The sequence below is a fragment of the Pseudoalteromonas sp. P1-13-1a genome, from assembly GCF_001401875.1.
In the GTDB taxonomy this organism is placed as follows: domain Bacteria; phylum Pseudomonadota; class Gammaproteobacteria; order Enterobacterales; family Alteromonadaceae; genus Pseudoalteromonas.
The window spans coordinates 369135-393836 of the sequence record NZ_LKDV01000001.1; the positions used below are offsets into that span (position 1 = coordinate 369135).

A 24702-nucleotide genomic window follows, 5' to 3' on the forward strand; every position below is an offset into this window, starting at 1 on the left:
ATAGGTATAAATTACATGAATTTGAGCCAAAAAAAACGGTGCATCAAGCACCGTTATTTAGTTTTTACGATAACTAATTACTTAGTTAAATCGTCAAAAAACTTTTTAACACCGTCAAAAAAGCCTTGCTCTTTAGGACGGTTTTTTGAGCTATCTTTGCCCATGCTCTCGTCTAACTCTTTAAGTAACTCGCGTTGACGCTCGTTTAAATTAACTGGCGTTTCAATCACGACTTTACAAATTAAGTCACCTTGAGCACCACTACGTACAGATTTAACACCTTTGCCACGCATACGGAACATTTTGCCCGTTTGTGTTTCAGACGGTATTTTAAGTTTTGCACGGCCATCAAGTGTAGGTACTTCAATTTCGCCACCCAAACCGGCAGTAGTAAAGCTAATAGGCACTTCGCAGTATAAGTTATTTGCTTCACGAACAAATATTGGGTGTTCGCGAACCGATACTTGTACGTATAAATCGCCTGCTGGCGCCCCGTGCATGCCCGCTTCGCCTTCACCACTTAAACGAATGCGATCGCCCGTGTCTACGCCTGCTGGAATTTTGACTGACAACGTTTTTGTTTTTTCAACGCGCCCTTGCCCATGACACTTGTTACAAGGGTCTGAAATAATCTGACCTTGTCCCTGACATGTTGGACACGTTTGTTGCACAGCAAAGAATCCTTGGCGCATTTGTACTTGCCCAGCGCCATGACACGTAGTACATGTTTTAGGCTTAGAGCCTGCTTTAGCACCACTGCCATCACAGGGCTTACAGCTAACCCATGTCGGTACTTTTATTTCTACTTCTTTACCACGAACCGCTTCTTCTAAGCTTAGGTCCATGTTGTAACGTAAGTCCGAACCACGTTGCTGGCGCGATTGACGACGGCCACCACCGCCACCAAAAATGTCACCGAACACATCACCAAAAATATCACCAAAATCGCCTTGACCACCACCGCCAAAGCCACCGTGACCGCCGCCACCGCCTTGTTCAAAGGCAGCATGGCCGTATTGGTCATACATTTGACGTTTTTGATCGTCGGTTAATATCTCGTATGCTTCTTTTACTTCTTTAAACTTTGATTCGAGATCTTTATCACCGGCGGTACGATCTGGGTGATATTTCATCGCTAAGCGTTTATACGCTTTTTTTATGTCTCTCTCGCTTGCATCTTTGCTTACGCCGAGAACTTCGTAATAATCGCGTTTTGACATATCTATCACACTACTCTTTTCTATTTGCAGCTAAGCTGCGGGATAAACCGATAAATCACATCGATTTATCATGAAAATTTTAAACCTTAAATACATACAAAAGGCGCGACAAGCTGTAGCCTGCGCGCCTCAAAAGTTCATCCTACCCTAAAAACGTGAGCAAATCATGTTGTTTAGGCTAGTTAGAAGCTTAGCTGACAATTACTTGTCGTCTTTTACTTCTTCAAACTCAGCATCAACTACATCATCGTCTTGCTTAGCAGACTGTTGTGGTTGCTCGCCTGCATCTGCGCCACCTTGTTGCGCTTTAGCTTGAGCAATTTCCATTAGCTTTTGAGACTTTTCAGCAAGTGCTTGCGTTTTAGCTTCAATTTCAGCTTTGTCATCGCTCTTAATAGCTGCTTCAAGGTCAACAACAGCGGCTTCAATTGCCTCTTTGTCTTCGCTTGGTAGTGCATCACCCGCTTCTTCAATTTGCTTGCGAGTGCCGTGTACCATTGCATCAGCTTGGTTACGAGTTGCTACTAGCTCTTCAAACTTTTTGTCTTCTTCAGCATTCGCTTCTGCATCACGAACCATTTTTTCTACTTCTTCATCGCTTAAGCCTGAAGACGCTTGAATCGTGATCTTTTGCTCTTTACCTGTATCTTTATCTTTCGCTGATACATGTAAGATACCATCCGCATCTACATCAAAAGTTACTTCGATTTGTGGCGTACCACGTTGTGCTGGACGAATACCTTCTAGGTTAAATTGACCTAAAGATTTGTTGTCGCTAGCACGTTTACGCTCACCTTGTAGTACATGAATCGTAACCGCAGACTGGTTATCTTCTGCTGTAGAGAAAGTTTGCGATTTCTTAGTTGGAATCGTTGTATTTTTCTCAATTAGCGGTGTCATTACAGAGCCCATTGTCTCAATACCTAGCGATAATGGAGACACGTCTAATAGTAGTACGTCTTTAACGTCGCCTGCTAATACACCACCTTGAATTGCCGCGCCTACTGCTACAGCTTCATCAGGGTTAACATCTTTACGTGGCTCTTTACCAAAGAACTCAGCAACAGTTTTTTGTACTAGTGGCATACGTGTTTGACCACCTACTAAAATGATATCGTTAATATCATTTACAGATAAATCAGCATCCGCTAGTGCACGTTTAAGTGGCTCAATTGACTTAGTTACTAAGTCTTCAACTAATGACTCAAGTTTAGCACGCGTTAGTTTAACGTTCATGTGCTTAGGACCTGATGCATCGGCAGTTACGTACGGAAGGTTAACTTCTGTAGATTGTGCAGATGATAGTTCGATTTTCGCTTTTTCAGCCGCTTCTTTAACACGTTGCATAGCAAGCGGATCGTTTTCTAAATCGATACCTTGGTCTTTCTTGAACTCAGCTACTAGGTAGTTGATTACACGGTTATCGAAATCTTCACCACCTAAGTGAGTGTCACCGTTTGTAGCAAGTACTTCAAATGTGTGCTCGCCTTCAACTTCATCAATTTCAATGATAGATAAATCGAAAGTACCACCACCTAAGTCGTATACTGCAACAACGTTTTCACCTTTGTTTTTGTCCATGCCGTAAGCAAGGGCAGCAGCTGTTGGCTCATTGATGATACGTTTAACTTCAAGACCCGCAATACGACCAGCATCTTTTGTTGCTTGACGTTGTGAATCGTTAAAGTATGCAGGTACTGTGATTACAGCTTCAGTTACTTCTTCACCTAAGAAGTCTTCTGCCGTTTTCTTCATTTTTTTAAGTACTTCTGCAGAAATTTGTGGTGCAGCGCGTTTTTCACCGCCTGCTTCTACCCATGCATCGCCGTTATCAGCTTTAATGATTTTAAACGGCATAATACCGATATCGCGTTGTACTTCTTCGTCTTCAAAACGACGACCGATTAAACGCTTAATTGCAAATAACGTGTTAGTTGGGTTAGTAACCGCTTGACGCTTAGCAGGCTGACCTACTAGTGTTTCGCCGTCTTGCGTGTAAGCAATAATAGACGGGGTTGTGCGATCGCCTTCCGCATTTTCAATAACACGTGCTTTATCACCATCAAGTACTGCAACACAAGAGTTTGTAGTACCTAAATCGATTCCAATAATTTTACCCATGAATCTTCTCCAACTTCAAATTCGTTAATACGTTCGATGACTAGTAAATAGGGATGCCACAAAGTGAATTCAACTGTAAAAATGAAAAAAAATTCATTTTTTGTAATTTATTTAACAAAAAACCTTAATAAAAGTAGGGTTTGATGTTTTTTGCGCCAAATACACCCCTTCAACTCAACTAGTCTGACCAGTTGATATGTGTTATATATGTTTAATAATGATAATTTCAAGGATATTAACGATGCATTTTGATGACTTATTAAAACAAGCCTCTGCTATTTCTAGCACGTCTTCGGCTGCGCTCACCGCTCACAGCAACACAATGGAATTTCCGGCTAATTGGTGCCAAGGTAGAACCGCCTTTGGTGGCCTTTCTGCTGCACTACTTTATCAAGCAATCAGAAAACACATTGACCCAAGTAGACGATTACTTTCTTTGAGTACTAATTTTGTGGGGCCATTGCTTGCTGACATGCCTTTTTCGATGTCAGTTGAAATTTTACGCCAAGGTAAAAGCAGTACTCAGGTATTAGCTAAAGTGATTCAAAGTGAGCAAGTGTGTGTAATTGTCCAAGCGTGCTTCGCTATTGATAGGCAATCAGGTGTTAACGTACCAGTAAGTAAAGAAATGGGATTAAAGCCTGTAGATGCACGACATACATTGCCATTTATTCAAGGGCAAATGCCTGAGTTTTTCCAGCATGTTGATTTATGCCCGCAGCAAGGCGCTATGCCATTTAGTGCTGCTGAGACTTCGCATTTAGGTGGTTGGATGCGTTTTAAACACACTCCCGAAACCATTACAGAAGCGCATATCATTGCACTAACAGATGCTTGGCCACCCACATTACTGCAAATGTTTAAGCAACCTGCGCCAGCAAGTAGCATGTCGTGGTATTTAGAATTTGTGCAAGAGCCAACACTTACACCTGGAGAGTGGTTAGGCTTTGAAGCAATCACACATCATGCAAAAGGTGGCTACGGATTAGAAGATGGCTGTATTTGGTCGCAGTCAGGGGAGTTAATTGCATTAACGCGTCAAACCGTTGCTTTATTTGATTAAACACCGCTTGGCTTGCTGTTAACCACTTATTATTTGTTGATATTTACCCTTTACTTTTATATTTGGCCGCCATTATTAAATGCTTTTTTTAAGTACTAAGTTGCTAAAATAAGCAAGGCACTGGGCTTTTAGTAAATTGGGTGAATATTAACGGGTAATGAGTGTGTATTGTTATAGTAATGGAATATGCGCTCATTGGAGATAATTACATCTACCCTGTTTTCTTATGGCGGAATTGTCGCGCTGGCAGCAATCACAGCAGGCTTTTCACTGAGCAGCATCCATTGCCGGGTTTATAAAAAATAGCTATTAAAGCTAAGTTATAACAGCCTCATACCTACCCTTAACAAAGTGTTATTGCGCCTAATGATGAATCGCGTTGTATTAATAACCCAAATATAGCAAAATTGCATAAACATTCTTCTTTGATGGTTATAACTTGCAAACGATTTGCCCGTGCTGCGATTTAATAATTGATATACCTGCAATAGCCAATAAGCAAATGGCTGTGTGTCCGCATTGTCACCATAAGTTGTGCGAAAGCGATGTAAATAACGACACTAAAGTGGTCGCACTCAGTATTGGCTCATTACTTATGCTATTAAGTAGCATGTTTTACCCGTTTATTTCGTTTAGTAGTAGCGGTATTACGCAAACCATCACCCTACCCGATGCCGCCCGAATTTTATTTAATTACGATAGTCAGTTACTTGGTTTATTTATTGACTTAAGTATTATTGCGCTACCAATGAGCTTACTGCTCATTCTTATTCCTATGCACCTTGGGCTTTTACAATCTTTGCCAAATGGTATTGCTAGACGTTTACTCAAATTTACCTTGGCTCTTGAGCCGTGGATCATGTCTGAAATATTTTTAATTGGTGTACTGGTCAGCATGGTTAAGATTATGTCGCTTGCCGACATTAGTTTTGGGACCAGCTTCTGGGCTTATATTGGCTTTGTTGTTATGTACATTGCCGCGCTTGCTCATGTAAACAAGCCTCGTCTATGGGCACAAATTAAGCCCGCCATAACACTTGATGACACATCACATGCTAAACGCGCTATTGATCGCAACATAAAAGCCTGCCATGTATGCCACCAACTTTGTAAAGATGACTATTGTCCGCGTTGCCACACTAAAACTCACATAAGAAACCCCAACAGTGTTCAAAAAGCAGCGGCTTGGTTAGTCACCTCAGTGCTTTGTTATATACCTGCAAACTTATTACCAATAATGCATACCACCAGTCTTGGCGATACATCACCGTCAACCTTAATTGGCGGCGTACTGACACTTTGGAAAAGTGGCTCCTACCCCATTGCCGCCATTATATTTTTAGCCAGTGTGGTGGTGCCTTTAGCCAAAGCCCTTGTGCTAAGTTTTTTATGTTTTATGGTGGCAAAACCTGCTAACAAGCATACAAAAGGCTATACTAAAATTTATCAACTTACTGAATTTATTGGCAAATGGTCAATGATTGATGTATTTGTTGTTGCTATACTCGTCGCCTTAGTGCAATTAGGTAATTTAATGTCAATTACGCCTGGGCTAGGCATTGTATTTTTTACTGTTATGGTAATATGCCAAATGATGGCTGCACATGCGTTTGATCCACGCTTGTTGTGGGATACACCAAAAAACAAACATTCAGAGAATAAAGCATGACCGAAACGGCTAATGTAACAAACAAACCAAAAATCTCAGCTATTTGGATTATTCCGCTAATAGCCTTATTAGTTGGTATTTGGATGTTGTATCAATATCAAGCAAATGTAGGCCCTACTATTTATATAAAAATGCCCCATGCAGAGGGCATTATTGCAGGTAAAACAGAAATAAAGGTGCGCAGTGTTAAAATTGGTCAAATTGACGCTATACGCCTATCTGACTCGCAAGATAGCGTAATTGCCCGCGCACAAATAGACAGAAATTATAACGAACTACTCACCGAAGATGCCAAAATTTGGGTTGTTAAACCCCGTATAGACGAGACTGGCATTAGCGGCATGAGTACGCTTTTGTCGGGTGTTTATTTAGAGTTTTCCCCAGGGGAGAGTAAAAAACTTAAAGAGCGTTTTGTATTACAAGACGAGCCCGCCCTTATTGGTAAAGATGTAAAAGGTGGGCGTTTTCAATTACTCAGCTACAATGCTGAGGTACTCGAAGTTAGTACAGGCATATTTTTTAAAAATTATAAAATAGGCCAAATAGAAACCGCTACCTTTGACTGGAAAAACCAAGCAATGAAGTACGGCATTTTTATTAATGAGCCGTATCAAAACCTCATAACATTAAACTCTATTTTTTGGGTTAATGCAGGGATTGAAATCGACTTATCAGCCGATGGTATTAATATAAGTACTGGCTCACTGAGCAAGCTTCTCAAAGGCGGTATTTCGGTTGGCTTACCCGATCAACAAGCACCTGGCGATATTGCACAAAACGGCCACAACTTCTCGTTGAGTCAAAGCTACAAAGAAGCCTTGGAAGAGCGCTTTTACGATTTTGATTACTACATTATTGACTTTGAACAATCAATACGAGGCCTACGCCCCGGTGCCCCGGTGGAATATCGTGGCACTCGAATTGGTACAGTGGTAGAAGCGCCCGCTAACGTTATTATTGATGGTAAACCCGCGCACTTTAAAAACCACAATACAGCGGTGCCTGTACTGATTAAAATAGAGTATGGCCGTTTATATCACGATAGCGCAGCGGCCAGAGAATTTTGGCAAAGCAGCCTAACAGGTTGGATAAAAAGTGGTATGCGTGCCTCTTTAAAGCCCGGCAACCTTTTAACTGGCGCAGTGTATGTTGATTTTGATATATACCCCGACGCCCCTAAAGCGCATTTAGCAAAGCTTGCGAAGTATGATGTTTTTCCAAGTATATCCAGCGGCATTACCGTGCTTGCCGATCAGGTCTCGGATGTGCTTAACAAAGTAAACAGCTTAAAAATCGAAGACAGTCTCGCGCAAATGCAGGCTACATTTAGTGACTACCAAGCCCTCGCTAACGAAATGCGTGCGTTATTAAGCCAAAAAGAGACACAAAATTTGCCCGGCGACTTTAATCGTAACTTTGATAAAATGACTAAAAGTATGGAGCAGTTTGAAGTGACCATGCGTCAATTTGATAAAACCATGGCTAGCTATCAGGCAGGCTCTGAGTTTCACCATCAATTACAGCAAACATTACTTGAATTTAAACGTTTAAGTGAGGAAATTCAGCCGCTGACACGTGGCTTAAATGAACAACCAAATATGTTTATTTTTGATAAATCACTCCCTGCTGATCCACAACCAAGGAAGCAATAATGAAACACTTATTTTTAGCCATCACTGTGTTAATCACTCTTGCAGGGTGCAGTGCGTCAATTCAAACAGCAACGCAGTATTATCAGTTTGAACAACCCATTGCTTCATCATCCCGTCATGTTAAAGAAACAGATGCGCAGCTTAGAGTACAAACTGTGGCACTTAGAGGCGCATTAAATAATTTAGGCATAGCGATGAAAATAGATAACAATCAAATTCACGCAGCAAATTACAATCTGTGGGGGGAATCGCCTGATGTTATGCTTACCGCTACAGCGCAACAAACCCTTTTCAATGCCATGCCTAATTGGATGGTCATCAAGGGCTTACCGGTAATTACCGAGCTTGATCAGCAAACGTTTTACGAGCTTGAGTATGAAGTACACCACTTTAATGGAGATATGCAAGGCAACGCTGATATTTCAGGGTTATGGCGCTTGTATTACACCCATCCAGAAACCGGCCGCAGCTTGATTAGCGTACATAATTTTTCACATATAGTGCCTATAGATGACGACGGTTACGATGGTTTAGTGGCCACCCTTGAGCAAACCTGGTACAACATAAATTTAGATGTGGCAAAAGCGATAGAGAAAGCACGTATTTAAACACTAACTATAGGGCGGTTTTATGGTCACTAAAAATCGCCCTCCTCCCCTATTTATTTAAACAGAGCAAAATGCAGCCAATTTTGCTACCGATGCTCAAGCTATTATCATTCTAACATTCGTATTAATGCCAATTTGCTTAATTAAGTGAACCATTTTGAAGCGTTTAGAACGTATTGGTAGCTGGCCAAAAATTCTAATCATTTGTGATAAAAGAGAATTAATAACGCATATAGCGACATGTTTAGCCCCATAAAATGATTACGTATTATTGCGCATGGGTATAAGTTATCAGCTAATTGATGCGTATAGCCTAAAGAAAATATAAAAAACCCAGTACATATTTGCACTGGGTTTTGCGTTAAATACATAATCTATACAAAATTATTTTTGTAATTTTATTCCTTTGTAATAGGTTTCCAGCGATTTAATTTTCGTTTGATTTGGCAAATCTGCAAAGTCGCTTTCTGTAAACTTAGTACCACGTAGTTGCACATTTAAACGTGCAGCTTGCGGGTTTAACATAGTTTGTTTGTAATACTGCTTAATATCTTCAAGCGTTACTTTTTCGACTTCATCAATTAGTTTTTGTTTGGAGTCAAAATTAAAGTTTTCGCGGTACCAATCTGTAATGAGAGGCCCCATCTCATCGCTTAAGTTTTTAGGTTGCTCTTTGAGAGATACAAGCGTAGCGTTTTTAAGTTGGGTAAAGGTATCTAAACTCATATTATCAAGCTCTACCGCGTACTCTTTTTTGAATTGATCAAAACGTGCCTGAATTTCTTTTGGCCCTTTAACCGGCGTTTGTATGAACAAGCCGATTGCCGAGTAATCCTCTATTGGGCGAGCCAACGCACCTACAGCATATGCAAGTTGCTCTTCGGTACGCATTTTGTCAAACGCAACCGTTCTAAAGTGACTTTGTAGTACTGCAGCTTGTGCTTTTTGTTTATAGCCGGCTATTGGGTGTACGCTCATATCTACAACAGCTACATCAGCTACATCAATATCTTTTTGAAGTACCCATGTTTCGCCAGGCTGCGGTAACCATGCTTTACTGCGCGCAAACTCACTCGATGTATGATTGCTTGGTAAAGTGGCACTTAATTCATTGGCTATCGATTCTATATCTTGTTGGTTGTAATTACCGTAGCTAAATACACGTAAATCGTTGGTGGCAAACGTGGCTGTTTTTAGCTTGTTTAAATCGGCAACGCTTAACGCTTCTGCCGCTTTTATCAGTGCCTCTGTATCAAAGCTGCCTGTGCGGGTAAGTTTAGAGTAAGCGCCAAATGCTTGTGCATACGGAAATTGCTTTTGCTGATTTAACAAGCCACGTTTGTAGCGATCAATTGCTTGGTTAAATGCTTGTGCTGTTACCTTGGCTTTTAACCCGCTTAGCGCTTGTTTTAAAAGTACATCTTGCTTATCGGTAAAGCCACTCATTGATAAAACTAAACCATTACTTGGCGCAAGGTTTACGCTCATGCCGGCAATGGCGGCTTCGGTGCTTAATTGGCTTTGTTGCATGTTATATAAGTCAGCCCATACTGCGTATAGTACTTCAGCCTTAATATCGTTTAAGCCAGGTTGAGTATTAATATATACCTCAACCAGCCCCTTGGGCTGGGCTGCAAATTTTTGGCTTGCTTGGCGCCATACTTTTACGCCGTTTTTATCGTAAGCCAATTCAGGGTGTTTTTGCTCTTTAAACTTGGCTGTTTTAATGGCAAAGCTTTCTGGTAGTAAGTTATTTACACTGGGTAAAGCAAGCTTAAACTCGCTTGATGTTTTCCAACTGGCAATTTCGGCATCGCTAATATCTTCAATACGGTATTTACCATCATAAAAATGCAGTTGCGAGTCGGTTTCTTCTTGTTGCGAAATATACCATACGCGCAGCGTATCGGGATTTAATTGTTTAAGTACTGCGTTTATCGCCTCTGCGTCAAATTTGGCATAATAATAAGGCGCATCAATGGCATGATTTAATGGATAATCTTGCATGCTGCCAGTAAGCGCGCTGACATAACTAAACTCATCGCCTTTTTCTAAAAACTTAAATTGATTGCTAAGCGATGTACGAATTTCGTTAAAGTACTTAGCGTCTACACCTTCTTTTTTAATCAGTTCAATGTATTGCATAATAGTTGCGACAATTGTTTCGCGGTTTTTCATGCCTTCATCGGTTAATTCTAGCGAAATAGTCAGCGCGCCGTAATTGCCATACTGACTAGGCGACGGTGACGCGGTTAATTGCGATACCCAGCCTTTGTCACGCAGTAATTGTGCAGGGCTACCTGGCATTTCATTACTCAATAAATAAGTAACATAACGATTAGGTTTAACCGCAAAGTCGCTGCTATTGTTATTAATAGTAAACTCAAGTTGCAGCTGTTTTACATCTTCATTTGGTGAATAGTACACTTTTTTACCGCCGGCTTTATCAAAATCAAGCTCTGCGGTAACAGATGGTTTTTCAATGTGTTTATTTTCAATATCGGCAAAATAAGTTCTCGCTTTTTGCTCCATTTGCTCAATTGGCAAGTTTGAGATAAGCGCCACTTTCATAATGTTAGATGAATAGTATTTATTGTAAAAATCGACTGTTTCTTTGTGTAATTTGCTACCTTCTTTGTCTCCTAACGTTTCTAGATTACCAATTAAAAAGCGGTTAGCTGGGTGATCCCCCATCATTTTACGGGCGAGTTTAAATTGGCCAAAAAAGTCCATTTCTCGGCGCATAGACCACTCGGCATTCACAGCGTTTTTTTCTTTATCTGCATACTCTGGGTAAAGCTTAGGGGCTTTAAAAAAGTCAGCAAAACGGTCTAGCGCTTCATCAAAAGCGTCGTTATTAATTTTAAACATGTAGTTGGTAATATCCAGCCACGTATACGCATTATTTACCCCGCCATTTTTAGTCATAAAGTCGGAGTAGCCTTTGGTATCTGGGTAGCGCTCTGTGCCTAAAAAAAGCATATGCTCTAAGTAATGTGCCATACCTTGCTGCATCATAGGGTCGTGCAGTAAACCTACACCTACACTTAACGATGCAGCTGATTTTTCAGCGCTTGGATCAGAGACTAAAATAACTTCTATTTCGTTTTCAAGCTTTAGGGTTTTATATTCACGCGTGTCATTTGGGCTTACAACTAATGTGTCTGAGAGTAAGGTGCTTTGCGAAGAACTAGCAACCGGTGAGGTAGATGATGTATTTGTACAGCCACTTAAAACTGCTAAAGCGATGGCGCTAAAACCAAGAATTTTTTTCATTTTGTTTTTCCATTAAAATTGCGCTTAGGATGCGCTAAAAACAACATAACAGGACTAAATTAACACTAACAATTAAGGGTTTACCACAAAATAATACTAATTTATGTAACACATTGTGAAAAACACCTGCATACTTAAAGTCAGTAAAATAATAACGAAGGAAATAGGATGGAAAAAATAATAATACTCGCCATGTTTGCACAAGTAACGTTATCGCTAATTGTAATGTTAATTATGGGCAAACGACGCTTTGCGGCTGCAAAAAACAAACAATTACAGTTGAGTGATTTTAAAACCATGCGCCTTGATAACGCAGGCGATACCGTACGCGTAGCCGATAGAAACTTTACTAATCAGTTTGAAATACCTGTGCTTTTTTATATCGGTTGTATTGTTGCACTGCAACTTAACAGCGCCAGCTATTTAATAACTGCGCTTGCGTGCTTATTTGTTATTTCGCGTGTTGTGCATACGGTTATTCATATTGGCAGTAATAATGTAAGAATGCGCTTTAATGTTTTTTTACTTGGCTGCGCCAGCGTGTTTGCTTTATGGCTTGCGATTGTTTGGCGAATTTTAGCATTTTAGCAAAAGCGGCTTTATTAGCCGCTTTTTATTTATTGTTTAATGCATTGTTAGGGCCTGTTTACCTTTCGAGGTTAAATTTACAGCAGTCTGTTTGGTAATTAGGCAAAGCAGAGCCTATGTAGTGTGGTTGCTCCCCATAAATAGGCGATAACGTAGCATAAATGCCAAACAGGCGCTGCCCGAAAGGGTTCTGCCTAGGGGGCATTTACTCTTTGTTGCTCGGTTTTTACTTAGCCCACTAGGTTACAAACCTCGCGCCGCGATTAAACGCCCCTAGATTGAACAAACTTTAATCCTGAAAGGTCAACAGGCCCTAATATTTGGCGCGATTTAAGCGTGTACCCACTCCAAGCAGTGCAATTAAGCAAAAGCCAACCCCCATACTCCCACCCGAGCTACTTACCGAACCAGCCTCAGAGGGTGAATCCTCTTGGCTTATTAATGTATTAGCTATTGGGTTTAAGCCGGCAGATGAAAGCGGGTCGTCATCTAATACCACCACACTATTAATAGTTACAAAGTTAGCGCTGCTCAGAGCGACATCGCTACTTGAGCATTGCTCACTGGTTATATCAACTAACGGAATATCACCACAGTGTACCAACCCTGCAATACTATCGAGCGTCGCTTGGCCTTGCGCTGTAATTTGTCCAAATACTGTAAAACCGCCATTTTGAGTATCAAGCGCTTCGCTATTATCAACCATATTAAAGAACCACTGGCTCGTTGCGCTGTTTTCATCGTTGGCTAATTTAGCCATCGCGATTGTGCCCTTCACATTAGATAAAACAGGCTCATTAACAACAGCAGGTTTAGTGGTTATTGGCACTAATTCGTCGGTAAATGTAAAGCCACCGCCTTGTATTACAAAGTCGCTGGCTGAGCGGTGTATAACAGTTTGGTTATATGCGTCATCTTCAATATAACTTAAAAAGTTAGCAACCGTATTGGGGGCTTGTTGATCAAACAAGTTAATTTGTATTACACCGTGCGAGGTTTGCATTTCAACAATGGTGGCTTGGCTAGTAAAGCACGAAAACGCAAGTAGCGAGCCAATCAAGCACTTTTTCATTATGAGTCCTTTTGTTATTGTTATTTAAAGTAAGTGTTAATACTAAACAACACTATACGCCATGCTAGAGCATTAATGGAGCGCAACTACAAATAGCACCGCTTTAGTTACATTTCATTACATATTATTTTAAATAACACTCACTTTATTTGCTTAATAAAAAGTTATTAATAATTTAATATTACTTTTATTAGCTGCAAGTAAAAAAGGATAAAATAAGTACGTTATTTATCGTAAAATTAGTTTAAACTAACCGTCTAATAAATTAAGCACAGCATAATAAACGGGTATTTCATGCGTATAATTATTTTATTTTCAGTTATTTTATCTATCATAGGTTGTACAAGCGCGCCTTTAAACACAGCCCCTTCCCCACAGTATATTACTGTATTACATACTAACGATAATCATGGGCGCTTTTGGCATAACGAAAAAGGCGAGTACGGTATGGCAGCGCGTAAAACGTTAATTGACGCTTTACGCAACAAAGCACAACAGCAAGGCCATGCAGTTCTACTGCTATCAGGGGGTGATATAAACACCGGTATACCTGAGTCAGACTTGCAGCATGCTGAGCCTGATTTTAAGGGTATGTCATTACTGGGATACGATGCTATGGCTATTGGTAACCATGAATTTGACAACCCGCTTAGCGTTTTAGCTAAGCAGCAACAATGGGCTAACTTTCCATTACTGTCTGCAAATATTTTTGATAAAGCAACCGGAGAAAACGCTTTTCAAGCTTATCAAATTTTCGAAAAAAATGGCTTAAAAATCGCGGTTATTGGGCTTACTACCACAGACACAGCTAAAATAGCTAACCCTCAATATATTGGGCATTTAGAATTTAAAGACCCTACTGAGGTCACCGCATCCCTTGCTAAAAAAATTAAGGCGCAATATAACCCCGATATTATGATTGCAGTGACACACATGGGCCATTATGTAGATGCAAACTTTGGTATTAATGCGCCAGGTGATGTGACGCTTGCGCGCTCTCTACCTACAAATACTTTAGATATGATTATTGGCGGTCATTCGCAAGAGCCTGTTTGTATGGCTGGAAAAAATAAAAATGACGACAAGTTTAAACCTGGACTTGCATGTAAGCCTGATCAGCAAAACGGCACATGGATTATGCAAGCGCATGAATGGGGTAAATATGTAGGTAAAGCAGAGTTCAAACTAGAAAATGGCACGCTGACCTTACTAGATTACAAATTAATGCCAGTTAATTTATATGTAGATGAAGTTCAAGCCGATGGGTCAAGTAAACAAGTATTAGCAAATCAATACATTGAGCCTGATCCTACTTTAAAAGCTTTTTTGGCTACGTACCAAGCCAAAGGCGCAAAACAAATTGCTGGAAAAATTGGCAGTGTTGATGCGCGCTTAGAGGGCGATAGAAACAAAGTACGTTACCAACAAACCAACTTAGCACGCGTGATAATTCAAGCACAAATGAATGTAGTCGGTGCCGATTTCGGCCTTATTAGTGGTGGCGGGATCAGAAGTTCAATTGAAGCCGGTGATATTAGCTATAAAGATATTTTAAAAGTGCACCCGTTTAAAAATCGCATTACCTATATGGACTGGCAAGGAAATGATCTATGGGATTACTTAGAGACAGTCACTGGCTTCCCTGTTGATGCGGGGGCCTATTTGCAATATCACAAATTGGCATTCACTCGTAAAAATGGCAAATTAGTCAGTGTATTTATTAACGGTAAACCGCTTGATAAAAATAAAACCTATCGAATGAGTTTGAATAGTTATAACGCATCAGGTGGTGATGGTTACCCCGCAATAAATAAACTTAAAGGCTTTGTGAGCACAGACGAAACCGATGCACAGGCACTTAAAACGTTTATCATGCAACATAGCCCACTTAAAGCTGCGGAGTTTGCACCTAAATAAAAAAGTTTTTAAAAAGGAAAGTAGCTGGCTACTTTCCTTTTATTTCGATATTTCCCTTTGCAATATTTATTAACGCATAGCTATGTAATCGAGACCTCGAACCTTCGCCATAGGCTTTAGGCGGATAGTAAATATCTTTCATATCAGGGTGCTCTGATAATACCTCATCTAAAGCTGCACGTATCTCGCTTAATGTTTTTTCTAAACTGCTATTAAAATTTGGGCGCTTGCGTATAGTGTGCCCAAGCTCAATCAACCTGTAAAAGTACTTATTAGCCAACTCTATAAGCTCATCTGGCACATATTTATTTTGATTTAGCACAACATCACGGTTATCTCTGCAAAACTCTATCAAGGCTAAATAAAAGCATAGCGGCTTGTTTGCTAAACACACCGTATTTTCTGGAAAGTAATTATTGCTGAGCGTTTTAGTGTTTAAATCAATAATCAGTACAAGCTCTTTAGGCGTGCTTACCTCTGTATTGGCGTTTTGTGGCGTACCTTTTACCTCAGCAGGCATTTCCGTAATAGATTTTAACCATTTACTGAATAAAACACTCAAGACTAAGAATAACAAACAAATCAAAAACCGAGTTTCTGACCAAAATTGTGCGTTTTTCTCGAATACTAAAGAGACATGCGTGGTACTCGACTTAAGTGTTCTTACAAATTGATTTGGTTTTAAAACTAAAGGCTTTGCAGACTTTGGCACAATTTTAACTAAACGTAAGTTGTTGCCTAAATAATCGTTAAGCTTTATTAAATAGTCTTGCACTGCATGCTGATTACCCGAGTGCTTTAAAAGAGCGTTAGAAAGCGCAATTAACGGCAAGTCTAGGGCTACTTGTTTTTCCGTTTCGATAACCTGGTGTTTAATGACGTGATTCTGCTCGCTAATGACAGAGACATAGAATACAAAGCAATTAATAAAAAAAACAGCACAGCCAAAAACAACATATTTATACTTATCCATTTTTAATGCTCTCATCTTTTGCTGTTACGTGTTCTGAGGTGCAATCCCAGTATGATTGTGCTTCTTTGTAATAGCTTAATGTTTGTTCTTTAGACATATCAAGAATATGACGCTGCACAGCGCATAATAGGTCAGTATTATTTTGCTGCATTTTTAAATACCAACGTGAACCTGAAATTTTGTTACTTAAGGGCGTTATATAATTTTTTGAAAAACGCTCGGCGTCACTCTCTTTCCAAAAAGATGCAATAATATCTACCTGCCCATTAGCTAATAAATCACGAAGCTCGCTGTGTGAACTTGCATAAGTAATGTCTAAGTTGCCTTGGTTTATATTTAAATCTTTAAACACCTTTTTGGGTAATATATGGCCAGAGCGGCTTGTAGGGTAATCCAACAAGCCTATGCGCTTATCTAAAAAGTACTGTTTTGTTAAGCGAGGTTTTTCCTTTGAAGAAATAAAGTACGCTGTATAATCAGAAAAGCCCACAACGGCTTGGTAGTTGTAGGTAAGCTCAGCATTAAAAGCGTTCATTATATTATTTTTTGCAAGTACCAGATCCGCTATCCCTTTACCCACAAAGTCAAAGCTTTCAGTTGTGCTATCGCCCCAATAACCTTTAACAGAACCATATTGCTTAGTTACTACTGAATCAACGCAAAGCGACTCAGTAAGTCGCTCTGCAACACTTTGCGAGGGCGTAAATACAATGAGCTGATTTTTGTTCTCACTTGCCGTGGTATAACATTGTGTTGACGTTTTTATTAATTCTGGAAAAGTAATTTCGTCACTGTTTACGCTTACATTTCCTACAGACCACGCAGCAACCATAACCAGAAACAAAAGTGTAACAAACGACAGTTTATGTAACATGACCTCTATAAACCCCACCAATAAGGTGTACCTAACAATGCAAAGGCTATATTTGAACAATATTTCTTACTTATTACAATAGGTAATTTTACCCATATATCATAACTAGCTGAAATTAAAGGGTTATGAATAAGAAATAATGAATACTCTTGACTCCTTCCTATATTAAGTAAAAACAATCACAATGCTCATACCAGCTATATAGGTGAATAAAAATAAATGCAGAAAACATTAATGCGCATTAAAATTGCTACTCTCGTAGCAACAACGTTAATAATTAGTGCTGTTTTTACAACAAGTAAATCGTATGCATGGGGCCAAAATGGCCACCGTATCGTTGGTTATATTGCTGAGCAACACTTAACCAACCAAGCCGTTCATAATTTAGCACCACTTTTGGAAGGTCAATCATTAGCTAAAATAGCGACTTGGGCTGATGAAATGCGATCTAACCCTGAGCTATTTTGGCGTAAAAAATCTTCTCGCTGGCATTACATAAATCTTCCCAAAAATAAAACGCTTTCCCTAAATCACGCACACACACACAGCAAAGATGATGTTACAAACATTCTAGAAGGTATCTACTTCTCTATTAATACACTCCAGTCATCGACTACTTCACTTCAAGAAAAACAGTTTGCTTTAAAGTTTTTAGTTCACTTGGTTGGCGACAGCCATCAACCATTTCATGCTGGGCGAAGTGAAGATAGAGGCGGCAATTTAATTAAGGTCGATTTTTTTGATAACGAGACCAATTTGCATAGCCTTTGGGACACTGGATTAATAGAAAATGAGAATCTAGCTTATACTGAATACGCTAAATTTATAGATACAAACGATACATCACTCATTAAAACCTACTTGCAGAGTAGCCCTACTACGTGGCTTATGGAGTCTCACAAACTGGCTGAAGAAATTTATAACTCAACCGATGACGAAGTAAGCTATAGTTATGTTTTCAAATACAATCCTCTTGTTAAGCAGCGTTTACAAAAAGCAGGCATTAGACTTGCGGGTGTATTAAACTATTTATTTGATTCATCAGAAGATAATAAAAACTTAAAAATAACGATAAAATAACAATCAACCTATAAATAAAAACCTACACACGGGAATTAATTTATGTTTATACACGGTTTAGAGTATAGCTAAAATAATAAAGCTGGAAATGCATTGATTACAAAGTGTAATTAACTATAGAGGGAGTTATATAAGTTACATTTCATAATACTGTCATATAATGTCGGTAACATAACAATAAGTAATTAATCCATATTTAGTTAAGTATACAAGTATAAATTGTGCAAATTAATTTTGCATATTACAAGAGTATACCCTTAGTGAAAAACGCTGGGGTTATACGACTTAAAATAACAATTTAATTATAACTTTCACGGGAAATGAAAATGAAGACTAAACTTCAAAAAACAGCACTTTCACTTGCTATCGCTGCATGTGTTAGTGTAAGTGGCGCTGCATTCGCCAACGAAACCACCTCTGCGATTAAAGGGCAAATTACTGGTCCAAATGGTAACCCTGCTCCAGGTACTAAAATAACAATTTTACACGTACCGTCTGGTTCAGTTAAAACAACTGAAGCGAATGATGCGGGTTACTTTACTGCTAAAGGCCTCCGTGTTGGTGGTCCGTACAAGGTAATTGTTGACTCTGATGTCTATGCTGACCAAGAATTCAATAACATTATCCTTAATATCGGTAACGATTACCCAGTAAATGCTTCACTTGAGCCACAATCAAGCATGGAGCAAATTGTTGTTACTGGCGCGCCTATCAGCTCTATGTCTGGTGGAACTGGTCCAGCATCTACATTTACATTAACTGATCTTGAAAACACGCCTGCTATTAACCGTGATTTAAAAGATATCATTCGTATTGACCCGCGTATCACAATTGACGATAGCCGTGGTTCAATTAACTGTGGTGGTGGTAACCCTCGTTACAACAGCTTAACGCTTGATGGCGTTCGTATGAACGATAACTTTGGTTTAAGCTCTAACGGTTACCCAACTATTCGTGCACCTTTCTCTTTTGATTCAATTGAACAGGTTTCAGCTGAGCTAGCACCATTTGACGTACAGTACGGTGGCTTTACTTCGTGTAACATCAATGCGGTAACTAAGTCAGGTGGAAATGAAGTTCACGGTGGCATCTTCTATGATTACACAAGCGATTCATTAAAAGGCGATAAAATCGAAGGCGAAGACGTTGATAACGGTAACTACACCGAAAAACGTTACGGCTTTAACGTTGGTTTACCGTTAATCGAAGATAAACTGTTTTTATTCACTTCATACGAAAAACTTGAAGGTGTACAACAGTTTAACTACGACGGTTTAAGCAGCGGCAGTGTAACTGCAGATGATATTGCTCGTATTACAAACATTGCTCAAACTGTATATGGCTATGACGTAGGCGGTATGCCTTCAAGTATGCCTGTTGAAGATGAAAAAATCTTAGTTAAATTAGATTGGAACATCAACGAAGATCACCGTGCAAACTTAATCTACAACTACAACGACGGTAATACAGTTTCACAGTCAGACACTGGTTCTAGCCGTGTTTCACTATCAAACCACTTTTACGACCAAAGTGCAGAATTTACTTCAATCATTGCTTCAGTATACTCAGATTGGTCAGATGATTTTTCAACTGAAGTTCGTATTGGTAAATCAGAACTAGATGCAACGGTACAATCACTTGATGCTGCAAGCAGCTTTGGTGAAATGCAAATAAGCACAGGTAACGGTGGTACAGTTTACATTGGCCCAGATGACTCTCGTCAATCAAATGATCTAGATTACGATACCACTACATTTAAAGTAGCGGGTACTTACTACCTTGACCAACATACCATTACAGCTGGCTATGAGTTTGAAGAGTTAGAAGTATTTAACTTATTCGTACAGCATACTGAAGGCGAGTACCGTTTCTATAACGAAAGAGATTCAGACGTAACGGGTATTGATTTATTTGAGCAAGGTATCGCAAACGCTGTTTACTACAACAATGCTGCCGGTACTAATGATCCTAACGATGCGGCTGCAAGTTTCTCATACGCTCAGCATACGTTTTATGTTCAAGACGAATACGCATTTACAGACTTAGATGCAAACATCACGTTTGGTTTACGCTACGATAAATACACAAGTGATGACGTACCAAACTTTAACCAAAACTATACTGACCGCTATGGTTTTAGTAACCAAAGCACGTTTGATGGTATTGATTTACTTCAACCACGTGTTGGCTTCCAGTGGTATGCAACAGACGAGTTAGAAGTTCGTGCTGGTGTTGGCTTATTCTCTGGTGGTAACCCAAATGTGTGGTTATCTAACTCTTACTCTAACGATGGTATTACAAACATCGGTACATTCCGCAGCTCGGTTGATTTATTCAACACGCCAAACGTAAATGGCGGCACGCCTGGTTTTGAAGTACCGCAAGAGATGTTTGATGAAGTTGCTAACACTGTAATTGGCTCAGGTGATGCTACAGTAAATGCAGTTGACCCAGACTTTGAAATCCCTTCTGAGTGGAAATACTCAATCGGTGCAACATACACAACTGAAAACGAGTATGTAATTTCACTTGATTACTTATACTCTAAGAAGAAAGATGCTGCCTTAATGCGCGACATCGCACTTCAGGATTCGGGCGAAACTACATTTGATGGTCGTCCTATTTACGAGTCAATCGAAGGCCGTGATGGTGAATACCTTCTTACAAATGTAAGTGGTGATAGCGGTGATTCATCGGTTATTTCATTAGCTGTAAGCAAAATGTTTGACAATGGCGTAAGCGTTAACTTTGGTTACGCGTACACAGATTCAGACGATGTTAACCCAATGACAAGCTCTGTTGCGGGCTCAAACTACGGTAATATTGCGCTAACGGATCCTGGTAACCCTGGTGTTGCATCATCAGATTACGAAATCCCACATCGTTTTACTATGACGCTTGGCTACACGCATGAGTTTGTTGATGGTTTTGCTACTCGCTTTAACCTATACGGTGAAGCATACAAAGGCTTACCATACAGCTACACATTTGATGGGAGCGACGAAAATGTATGGGGCGATGCTAACTGGAATGGCGATCGTCAATTACTTTACGTACCACTTGAAAACGATCCTAACGTTGTTTACGACATGAGCGCTGATGAAATTAACGCGTTTAACGACTTTATCGCGTCTAACGGTTTAGAGCGCGGTGAAATCACTGGCCGTAATGCTGAAAACTCAGATTGGTTTGTTAAATTTAACTTTAAAGTTACTCAAGAATTACCAGGCTTTATGGATGGCCATAAAGGTGAAGCGTTCTTCGTAATTGATAACTTAACTAACCTATTAAACGATGATTGGGGCGTACTTAAAAAAGGTCCTTTCGTTGGCGCTAGCATGATTTCAACATCAATTGATGAGCAAGGCCGTTACGTATACTCTGGCTTTAACGAAAACAATGCAAATACATCAGTACAAACTGATGCGTCTTTATGGCAAATGCGTGTAGGTGTACGTTACACCTTCTAATCTCATTAGTATAAAGACTAAATGTTTATTAAAGCCCATCAACTGATGGGCTTTTTTTATACCAATCCGCCTAATTAACTGATCGAATTTAAGGGTTGGGATTATAAAGCCCCTTTTAGCTCTTTTAGTAAATTTAGCAATTGTGCTTGTTGTTGCTTGGTAAATTTTTTAGCTAATTGCGCTTCCCAGTTTTGTGCATCATGCGCTATCAGCTTGTAAATTGCATTGCCTTGCTCATTTAACATAACCTGAGTTACTCGCTTATCTTGCTGATTTAATTCAGCTTCTATATACCCTCTTTGTAGCAATGATTTAATAGCTCGCGAAACCGTTGACTTGTCCATATTGGCTTGTGTACATAAATCTTTAGCACTACTTTTGCCATATTGCGCCAAGTTTGCCAACACCCGCCATTGAGGAATCGTTAAGTCGTATTTTTGCTGATAAACACGCGCAAAATCATCGCTTATGTGATTTGCCATTTGGTTTAACTGATAGGGCAAAAAGTGCTCTAAATCTATTTTCATTATTGCTTTCTCATCACATTTACACACCATGAAAACTGTGCATTTTAATTTACAGGCTAAAACATGCGCCCATTTGAAATTACTCTCACATGAGAGTACTTTAAACTAATTAGGGTCTGTTGACCTTTCAGGATTGAAATTTGTTCAATCTAGGGGCCATTTAATCGCGGCGCGAGGTTTGTAACCTAGTGGGCTAAGTAAAAACCGAGCAACAAAGAGTAAATGACCCCTAGGCAGAACCCTTCGGGCAGCGCCTGTTTGGCATTTATGCTACATTATCGCCTATTTATGGGGAACAACCACACTGCATAGGCTCTGCCTTGCCTAATTACCAAACAGACTGCTGCAAATTCAACCTCGAAAGATAAACGGCCCTAGAAAGATAAAACACTGTCACTTTTACAGGATCATATTATGGCCAGCGAAATAAACTACATGAGCGGTTTTGGCAATGAGTTTGAAACCGAAGCGCTTCCCGGCGCACTGCCTGTTGGGCAATTTACCCCACAAAAAGTTAAATATAATTTATACACCGAGCAATTTAGCAGCACGGCCTTTACGGCGCCGCGTGCCGCTAATCGTCGTACGTGGCTGTACCGCCTTCGTCCATCGGTGGTACAAGGTGACTATACTGCAATAGATAATGCACTAATCAGAACAGCACCTATAACTGAAGCAATTACGCCCCCTACGATGATGCGCTGGAGCCCGATTGATATTCCCTCAAAGCCTACTGATTTTATTGATGGGTTAATTACAATGGCTGCAAATGGCAATGCCAATGGTCAATCGGGTATTGGTATTCATGTTTATGTGGCTAATAATTCTATGCAAGGGCGCTACTTTTGTAATGCCGATGGTGAGATGTTGTTTGTGCCTCAGCATGGCGAGTTGCTATTACACACTGAGTGCGGAAAGCTGACTGTAAAACCGGGGGAAATTGCCGTCATTCCTCGCGGGATTAAATTCTCGGTTGATTTAATAGATGAAACTGCACGTGGTTACATTTGTGAAAACTATGGCCATGCGTTTGAGCTCGCCGAGCGCGGCCCCGTTGGTGCAAATGGCTACGCGAACGACAGAGACTTTAAATACCCCGTTGCGTCATTTGAAGACAAAGAAGGTGACTTTGAATTAGTGACTAAATTTAATGGTAATCTCTTTAGTTGCTCGGTCACTCATTCGCCTTTTGATGTGGTTGCATGGACTGGTAACAGCGCCCCGTACAAATACGATTTAGCCCGCTTTAATGTTATTAACACTGTAAGTTTTGATCACCCAGATCCTTCAATATTTACTGTACTTACCTCTCCCTCAGCCACTGAGGGCATGGCAAATGTGGATTTTGTAATTTTTCCACCACGTTGGATGGTAGCAGAGAATACGTTTAGGCCTCCTTATTATCATCGCAATATTATGAGTGAGTTCATGGGCTTAATAGAAGGGGTTTACGATGCAAAAGAGCACGGGTTTGTACCAGGAGGCGCTAGTTTGCATAATTGTATGTCGCCCCATGGGCCTGAAGCCGAGGTATTCGAAAAAGCATCTAATGCTGAGCTCACACCACAAAAATACGAGAACACGCTGGCCTTTATGTTTGAGTCTCGTTACATAATATCGCCCACTAAATATGCCCTTGAAGGAAAAGAGCGCCAATCTAATTACACTCAATGTTGGCGTAGTATCACTAAACACTTTACAGGCGAGGAATAATGACAATGAAACTCTACAGCTACTTTCGCTCATCTGCTGCATACCGTGTTCGCATAGCACTTAATTTAAAAGGCATTGAACACGATATACAATTTGTTAATTTACTTAAATCTGAGCAGTTAGCTCAGCCTTACTTAGATAAAAACGTGCAAGGTTTATTACCCGCTATTGAAACAGAGGACGGTGTATTAGCGCAATCACTTGCTATATTAGAATGGTTAGATGAAAGTTATCCGCAAACGCCTCTGGTTTATGGGAGTGCATGGCAAAAAGCGCAGATTCGTAACATAAGTTATGCCGTAGCGTGTGATATTCACCCTGTAAATAATTTACGTGTTTTAAAGTATTTATCAAATGAACTGAGCGTTAATGACGAGGCGAAAAATAAATGGTACAGACATTGGGTTGAGGTCGGGTTTGAAAAAATTGAATCAATGCTAAGCGAAGACTGTGATTTTTGTGTAGGCGATAAACCATCACTGGCTGATATTTGTCTAGTGCCACAGGTATTTAATGCGTTGCGTTTTAATGTAGATATGGCTGCGTATCCAAAAATTGCAGCCATTTATGCACGCTGTAATGCACTGCCCGCTTTTAATGAAGCAGCGCCGCAAAATCAACGCGATGCAGTTTAACTTTTTAAAGCGCTGTGAATAACACTTACATGCTCTATTAAATCTAAGCCCAGATCGGTCAAATAGCCACCATCTGGGCTATCTATTACGCCTTTATCAAATAAGCGTTGCGCCGCACTTAATAAATTAGGCTCTGCGTCAGAATGTAACTTTATCCCCTGCATTTTGCTATCCCTAGGAAACTTAGCTAATAACGTAAATTCATCTATCATTATTTGATTAAATCGCATGTCTTCACCTTTTT

Annotated in this window: 18 protein-coding genes; 10 read left to right on the forward strand and 8 right to left on the reverse strand. The window is 39.9% G+C overall.

Going from position 1 to position 24702, the window contains the following annotated elements; translation table 11 throughout:
- Positions 1 to 77: 77 nt before the first annotated feature.
- Together dnaJ and dnaK are read right to left on the reverse strand one after the other, a co-directional pair.
- Complete coding sequence (dnaJ, locus tag AN391_RS01720) at positions 78 to 1220, reverse strand: molecular chaperone DnaJ (protein WP_055013785.1); 1143 nt, start codon at positions 1218 to 1220, stop codon at positions 78 to 80.
- Positions 1221 to 1421: 201 nt separating this feature from the next.
- Positions 1422 to 3341, reverse strand: a complete 1920-nt coding sequence (dnaK, locus tag AN391_RS01725) for a molecular chaperone DnaK (protein WP_055013786.1) — start codon at positions 3339 to 3341, stop codon at positions 1422 to 1424.
- Between the two features lie 241 nt (positions 3342 to 3582).
- Between dnaK and AN391_RS01730 the strand changes: the two genes are divergently transcribed.
- The 4 genes from AN391_RS01730 (at position 3583) to AN391_RS01745 (ending at position 8333) form a co-directional block, all read left to right on the forward strand.
- Entirely contained in the window at positions 3583 to 4404 is an 822-nt protein-coding gene (locus AN391_RS01730) for a thioesterase family protein (RefSeq protein ID WP_055013787.1), read from the forward strand.
- A gap of 502 nt (positions 4405 to 4906) precedes the next feature.
- Positions 4907 to 6073 carry a paraquat-inducible protein A gene (locus tag AN391_RS01735; RefSeq protein WP_235576197.1) on the forward strand — a complete coding sequence of 389 codons (1167 nt, stop codon included), beginning with the start codon at positions 4907 to 4909 and terminating at the stop codon, positions 6071 to 6073.
- Complete coding sequence (gene pqiB, locus AN391_RS01740; protein WP_055013789.1) at positions 6070 to 7725, forward strand: intermembrane transport protein PqiB; 1656 nt, start codon at positions 6070 to 6072, stop codon at positions 7723 to 7725. The genes AN391_RS01735 and pqiB overlap by 4 nt, the downstream gene beginning before the upstream one ends.
- On the forward strand, positions 7725 to 8333 hold the full coding sequence (locus tag AN391_RS01745; RefSeq protein WP_055013790.1) for a membrane integrity-associated transporter subunit PqiC: 609 nt from the start codon (positions 7725 to 7727) through the stop codon (positions 8331 to 8333). Before pqiB ends, AN391_RS01745 begins: the two co-directional genes overlap by 1 nt.
- Positions 8334 to 8717: 384 nt before the next feature.
- Here the strand turns inward: AN391_RS01745 and AN391_RS01750 are convergent, their stop codons facing one another.
- Entirely contained in the window at positions 8718 to 11609 is a 2892-nt protein-coding gene (locus AN391_RS01750; protein WP_055013791.1) for an insulinase family protein, read from the reverse strand.
- A gap of 168 nt (positions 11610 to 11777) precedes the next feature.
- On the opposite strand from AN391_RS01750, the gene AN391_RS01755 reads away from it, so the two are divergent.
- A complete protein-coding gene (locus AN391_RS01755; RefSeq protein WP_055013792.1) occupies positions 11778 to 12197 on the forward strand; it encodes an MAPEG family protein in 420 nt (139 codons plus the stop codon).
- Between the two features lie 313 nt (positions 12198 to 12510).
- Here the strand turns inward: AN391_RS01755 and AN391_RS01760 are convergent, their stop codons facing one another.
- Complete coding sequence (locus AN391_RS01760; RefSeq protein WP_055013793.1) at positions 12511 to 13269, reverse strand: peptidylprolyl isomerase; 759 nt, start codon at positions 13267 to 13269, stop codon at positions 12511 to 12513.
- A 294-nt stretch (positions 13270 to 13563) separates the two neighbouring features.
- Between AN391_RS01760 and ushA the strand changes: the two genes are divergently transcribed.
- The gene (gene ushA / locus AN391_RS01765; RefSeq protein ID WP_055013794.1) at positions 13564 to 15186 is read left to right on the forward strand and encodes a bifunctional UDP-sugar hydrolase/5'-nucleotidase UshA; all 1623 of its coding nucleotides are present in this window, start codon (positions 13564 to 13566) and stop codon (positions 15184 to 15186) included.
- Positions 15187 to 15214: 28 nt separating this feature from the next.
- Here the strand turns inward: ushA and AN391_RS01770 are convergent, their stop codons facing one another.
- Positions 15215 to 16159, reverse strand: coding sequence for a hypothetical protein (locus AN391_RS01770; protein WP_055013795.1), 945 nt, complete (start codon positions 16157 to 16159; stop codon positions 15215 to 15217).
- A complete protein-coding gene (locus AN391_RS01775; protein ID WP_055013796.1) occupies positions 16152 to 17033 on the reverse strand; it encodes a hypothetical protein in 882 nt (293 codons plus the stop codon). Before AN391_RS01775 ends, AN391_RS01770 begins: the two co-directional genes overlap by 8 nt.
- A 234-nt stretch (positions 17034 to 17267) precedes the next feature.
- Between AN391_RS01775 and AN391_RS01780 the strand changes: the two genes are divergently transcribed.
- The gene (locus tag AN391_RS01780; protein WP_055013858.1) at positions 17268 to 18113 is read left to right on the forward strand and encodes a S1/P1 nuclease; all 846 of its coding nucleotides are present in this window, start codon (positions 17268 to 17270) and stop codon (positions 18111 to 18113) included.
- Between the two features lie 326 nt (positions 18114 to 18439).
- Positions 18440 to 21583, forward strand: a complete 3144-nt coding sequence (locus AN391_RS01785; RefSeq protein WP_055013797.1) for a TonB-dependent receptor — start codon at positions 18440 to 18442, stop codon at positions 21581 to 21583.
- A 101-nt stretch (positions 21584 to 21684) separates the two neighbouring features.
- Here AN391_RS01785 and AN391_RS01790 read toward each other — a convergent pair whose 3' ends face one another.
- The gene (locus AN391_RS01790) at positions 21685 to 22110 is read right to left on the reverse strand and encodes a MarR family winged helix-turn-helix transcriptional regulator (RefSeq protein WP_055013798.1); all 426 of its coding nucleotides are present in this window, start codon (positions 22108 to 22110) and stop codon (positions 21685 to 21687) included.
- A gap of 414 nt (positions 22111 to 22524) precedes the next feature.
- Here AN391_RS01790 and hmgA point away from each other — a divergent pair, with 414 nt between their 5' ends.
- Both hmgA and maiA read left to right on the forward strand, forming a co-directional pair.
- Positions 22525 to 23823 carry a homogentisate 1,2-dioxygenase gene (gene hmgA / locus AN391_RS01795; RefSeq protein WP_055013799.1) on the forward strand — a complete coding sequence of 433 codons (1299 nt, stop codon included), beginning with the start codon at positions 22525 to 22527 and terminating at the stop codon, positions 23821 to 23823.
- Between the two features lie 5 nt (positions 23824 to 23828).
- On the forward strand, positions 23829 to 24458 hold the full coding sequence (gene maiA, locus AN391_RS01800) for a maleylacetoacetate isomerase (RefSeq protein WP_055013800.1): 630 nt from the start codon (positions 23829 to 23831) through the stop codon (positions 24456 to 24458).
- On the opposite strand, the gene AN391_RS01805 is transcribed toward maiA, so the two are convergent.
- Complete coding sequence (locus tag AN391_RS01805) at positions 24455 to 24688, reverse strand: TIGR02647 family protein (RefSeq protein ID WP_055013801.1); 234 nt, start codon at positions 24686 to 24688, stop codon at positions 24455 to 24457. The genes maiA and AN391_RS01805 overlap by 4 nt on opposite strands.
- Between the last annotated feature and the right edge of the window lie 14 nt (positions 24689 to 24702).